The sequence below is a fragment of the Pseudemcibacter sp. genome (genome assembly GCF_965661635.1).
In the GTDB taxonomy this organism is placed as follows: domain Bacteria; phylum Pseudomonadota; class Alphaproteobacteria; order Sphingomonadales; family Emcibacteraceae; genus Pseudemcibacter.
Map to the genome: position 1 here is coordinate 1 of NZ_CBFIEP010000186.1, position 4,480 is coordinate 4,480.

The 4,480-nt window shown below is 42.1% G+C and carries 4 protein-coding genes; 1 reads left to right on the forward strand and 3 read right to left on the reverse strand.

Features of this window, described 5'->3' with window-relative positions:
- The 3 genes from ACTF6W_RS12065 to ACTF6W_RS12075 form a co-directional block, all read right to left on the reverse strand.
- On the reverse strand, positions 1-215 hold a 215-nt coding region (locus tag ACTF6W_RS12065), incomplete at its 3' end, for a thiamine pyrophosphate-binding protein (protein WP_438994800.1).
- Between the two features lie 18 nt (positions 216-233).
- Positions 234-1,829, reverse strand: a complete 1,596-nt coding sequence (locus tag ACTF6W_RS12070) for a sulfatase family protein (RefSeq protein WP_438994801.1) — start codon at positions 1,827-1,829, stop codon at positions 234-236.
- A 12-nt stretch (positions 1,830-1,841) separates the two neighbouring features.
- Positions 1,842-3,269: an NAD-dependent succinate-semialdehyde dehydrogenase gene (locus tag ACTF6W_RS12075; protein ID WP_438994802.1), complete on the reverse strand. Its 1,428-nt coding sequence runs from the start codon at positions 3,267-3,269 to the stop codon at positions 1,842-1,844.
- A 204-nt stretch (positions 3,270-3,473) separates the two neighbouring features.
- Between ACTF6W_RS12075 and ACTF6W_RS12080 the strand changes: the two genes are divergently transcribed.
- Positions 3,474-4,480 (forward strand): pyridoxal phosphate-dependent aminotransferase (locus ACTF6W_RS12080; protein WP_438994803.1); only part of this gene is annotated, 1,007 nt, incomplete at its 3' end.

Here is a 4,480-nt window from a genome sequence, read left to right on the forward strand (position 1 = left end):
TTTCCCGTTAAGCGTCCATGAGCTTCCGCCATAAAGGCAACGCTTCCTTCTTGACGACAAATGATAAGATCAAAATCATCTTTGGCATCATAAAGCGCATCCAAAACACCAAGGTAGCTTTCGCCGGGCACGGAATAACCAACTTCAGCGCCTAGATTAAGAAGACAATCCACAAGAAGTTGGCCGCCAGTACGTGTTTTTAAATCAGTATTCATTTGTTTTTCTCTTTTAATTCAAGCGCGACCAGTTGGTAAAGGGGACCAGTCCTGCATTTCGCAGATTAGTTTAAGCATTCTTTGTATTTCTTGGTTTCTAAGGGTTGCTTGATTGTCATCTTCCCACAGATTGTTAATTTCATGTGGATCGTTTTTTAAATCATAAAGTTCGTAAAAATCAGCGGGCTGTGTCATGCTTAACCTGTATCTATCCGTGACCATTGTTCTGACACGTTGAGGTTCTTTAAAACCCAGATAAATAACTTCTCTATCGTCCTCAATTAGGACGGCTTTTCTATGATGATCTATTTTATTGTTCATCATATCCAGCATACTTTTACCCTGAATGCCGTAGTAAGGTTTTGTTTGGCTGCGTTCTAAGATGGTTGGGGCTATATCAATAGCGGAACATAATTCTGAAGTACGGCTTAATGTGTTTTGAACAGGATCACACCATATAAACGGTATTCTGATAAGCCCTTGATAATGAAGTGGCCCTTTAAGCATAATACCATGGTTGGCCATATATTCACCGTGATCAGATGAAAAAATAATCACTGTATTATTAAGTAGGCCCTGCTCTTCCAGTGACGCCATAATTTTACCGACCCAGTCATCAATCATGGTAACCATGCCGTAAGTCAGGGCGATGGCTTCGCGGGCTTCTTTTTCGTTAACGGCAAACGGTAATGTGCTTTCGCGGCCCGAGGTTCCTTGTTCAAAATCATTTCGCATATGATCAAGGACGGGTGAAGACCCCTTATTGAAACTTTCTGGTAAGTTCATATCGTCGGGATCATACATATCCCAATATTTACCGGGCGGTGCAAAGGGGTGATGAGGGTCAGGGAATGAACAATGTAAGAAAAACGGATTTTCAGATGCATTTTCTTGATGCTCTTCTATCCAATCAATCGTTTTACGGCCAATATAGGACGTTGAATAATGCTCTTCATCAATGGCCGTGCGCCACGATTGCGGCGACGATATATTACCCTTATCAAGGCCGTTTTTTGCACCTTTTAAATCATTTTCATTTGAAACTTCTTCATTTAACCAACGTTCATAATTTGCGCCGACATTATCACTATGTAACGTACATAAATCCACATGATCAAAGCCGTAATAGGGCGTCTTTACCTCATGATCCGGTGACGCACGCCAAATAACGGAGTTTTCATTTTCATAATCTGCGCCCGTTAATTTACTTGTTGTTGGTTGATCAGGATATCCGTCTTCATCTGTTTTACATTTCTCGGCTTCTGGTGGTGTATAAGCGCGTTCCATGCCTGTCATATTCTGAAGGTGACATTTGCCAATAAGTGCAGTGTCATAGCCATCATCAAGTAACGATCCAACAAAAGTACGTGCTTCAAGCGGTAAAGGCGTGCCATTGGTGCGGGCGCCATTCACGGACGGCATTCGTCCCGTCATAATCGCCGAGCGGGACGGCATACAAAAAGGATTAGCCACATAAAGTTGATCAAGAGTTGTACCGCGTTTAGCAAGCGCATCAATATTGGGCGTTTTAATTTTATCATTACCGTAACAACCAAAAAAATCAGAACGCGCCTGATCAACCATAATGTATAGAAAGTTTACTTTTTTGTTCATTGCTGGCTCCGCTTATGCCTCGTGAATAAGTTTTAAATTCATGAATGCCTGTAATCCAACTGTGCCGCCTTCGTAGCCATAACCACTTTCTTTGACGCCGCCAAAGGGCACGTTTTCAAGAATAGGGGTGGTAATGTTAATGCTCACTAAGCCAGCCTCAAGGCGCGGTTTAATGTATTCAATGGTTTCAGCGTTGTTTGTAAATAAATATGATGCAAGGCCGTATGGCACATCATTGGCGCGATCAATAACGTCGTCAACATCATTGAAAGTTGAAAGCACAGCAACGGGGCCAAATATTTCAGTTGTCATAAGGTCGGCGGATTTGGGGGCGTTACTTAGAATTGTCGGCTCAAAGAAATATCCCGCTTGATCCATGGGCTTTCCACCGAGTAAACAATTTGCCCCTTTACCAATGGCATCATTAACCAGTTCTTCGACTGCACCAACTCTTCTTTCATGAGCAAGTGGTCCGATATTCGTATCGCTGTCTAGTCCGTTACCAACTTTTAAATTTTCTGTATGTTTGACGAATAATTCCATGAATTTTTCTGCGATATTTTCGTGAATGAAAAAGCGACTTGGTGAAACGCATACTTGGCCCGCATTACGGTATTTGAATATTGCTAAATTTTGAGCAACCGCATTAACATCAACATCGTCAAAAATTATAACCGGCGCGTGACCACCAAGTTCAAGCACGCAAGGTGTTAAGTTTTGGGCGCATTGACCAGCCAACAATTTTCCGACAGCCGTAGATCCAGTCAAACTGACCTTTTTAATTGATTTGTCACGGATAAGCCGTTCTGAAATCATAGCAGGATCACCAAATACCATATTAAGAACACCTGCGGGAAGTCCCGCTTCATCGAGCGCCTTGGCGAGCGCAATAGCCGTTGCGGGCGCTTCTTCAGCGGGTTTGATGATGATGCAGCATCCTGCAGCAATCGCGCTGGAAATTTTCCGCGCTGTAAGCATTGCTGGAAAATTCCACGGCGAAAAACCTGCGACAACGCCGATAGGTTCAAACATGGTTTTTTGGCTATAATTATCTGGGCTATCAGGATAGGTGATGTTTTTGATATTCAATGCTTCTTTGGAAGCCCAGCGAAAAGCATTCACCGCCGCATGAACTTCACCCGTTGCTTCACCAATAGGTTTTCCCTGCTCAATCGTTAGGTTCGATGCAATATCATTGATCTGACCAGATAATATCTCTGCGGCTTTGTGTAATATCTCTGACCGAATTTGAGCAGATGTTGTAGACCATTTTTTAAATGCTTCGTTTGCACCATTAATAGCTACATCTAAATTTTCTTTGGTCGCCATATAGACATGAGAAATTATTTCCTCAGTGGCTGGATTAATCACTGGGCAAGTGTTGTTGATGGTGCCACCAACCCATTCTCCATTAATATATAACTGTAAGATGTTGGTCATAATATTTCTTTATAGTGTATAGATTTAATATAAAACAATTAATGGAATTTGAGTGTAAATCAAGAAAAAAGTGAATTTATGAATTGTAATATGACTATTTACGATTGCGATTCAAATTATAATTACAGGCAATTATTAATTATTGCATAATTGTTTTACTTATAATAAAATAAATTCAATCTATTTTATATATATGGAGTGTCGATGTCTTTTATTTCCCCCAAAGGAACCGTTGATAATATTGTTGGGTATCAACCCGGCGCAATGAAACTATCCACGGCTAAAAAAATGCACCGTTTATCGTTTAATGAATCGCGCATTGGGCCAAGTCCAAAGGCATTGTCTGCGGCAGTTGATATCATGCAAAATTGTTACCTTTATCCGCTACCAGGTAATCCTGAAATTAGAGAAGCGATTGCGGAAAGGTATTCTGTGGATGCGGACAGAATATTTTGCGGATCAGGGTCAGAAGATATTTTAAGACTGATTGCCTGTGGTTACGCCGATGCTGGCGATGATATTGTTTATACGGAACATGGCATGGTCATTTATCCAACGGCCGCGAGCTGTGTCGGGGCAAATGCGATCATCGCACCGGAAAAAGATCTTTTCGTTGATGTAGATAGCGTCCTTGAAACCGTTACGGAAAATACCAAGGTTGTTTATGTGGCTAATCCGGGAAATCCAACGGGCACATATATTCCTAAATCTGAAATGGCGCGTCTTCGTGAAAATTTGAATGATGATATCCTACTCGTTGTTGATGCAGCCTACGCGGAATTTGTTGACGCAGATGATTATTCGCCGGGATGGGAGTTGGTGGATAACGGTAAAGACAATGTCATTATGACCCGAACCATGTCAAAGATGTATGCGCTCGCGGGCCTTCGCTTAGGCTGGTCCTATGCGCCTGCGTCCGTAAATGCGGTTCTTAATAAAGTAAGAGCCGGTTTTAATGTAAACGCGGCCGCCATTGCAGCGGGTATTGAAGCCATTAAAGATATCGAACATGAAAAAAAGGCAAAAGCTTACAATGATAAAATGAAAGCATGGTTCGAAGCGGAGCTGTTAGCTTTAGGGTTAGAGGTAGCGCCGAGTGTTTGTAATTTCTCTCTTGTTCGCTTCCCTGATGGGGCAGAGCAATGCAAAGCCGTCAATCAAGTACTTAGTGAAAACGGTATTTCAGTTAAGCCATGCGGCGGCGCATACCT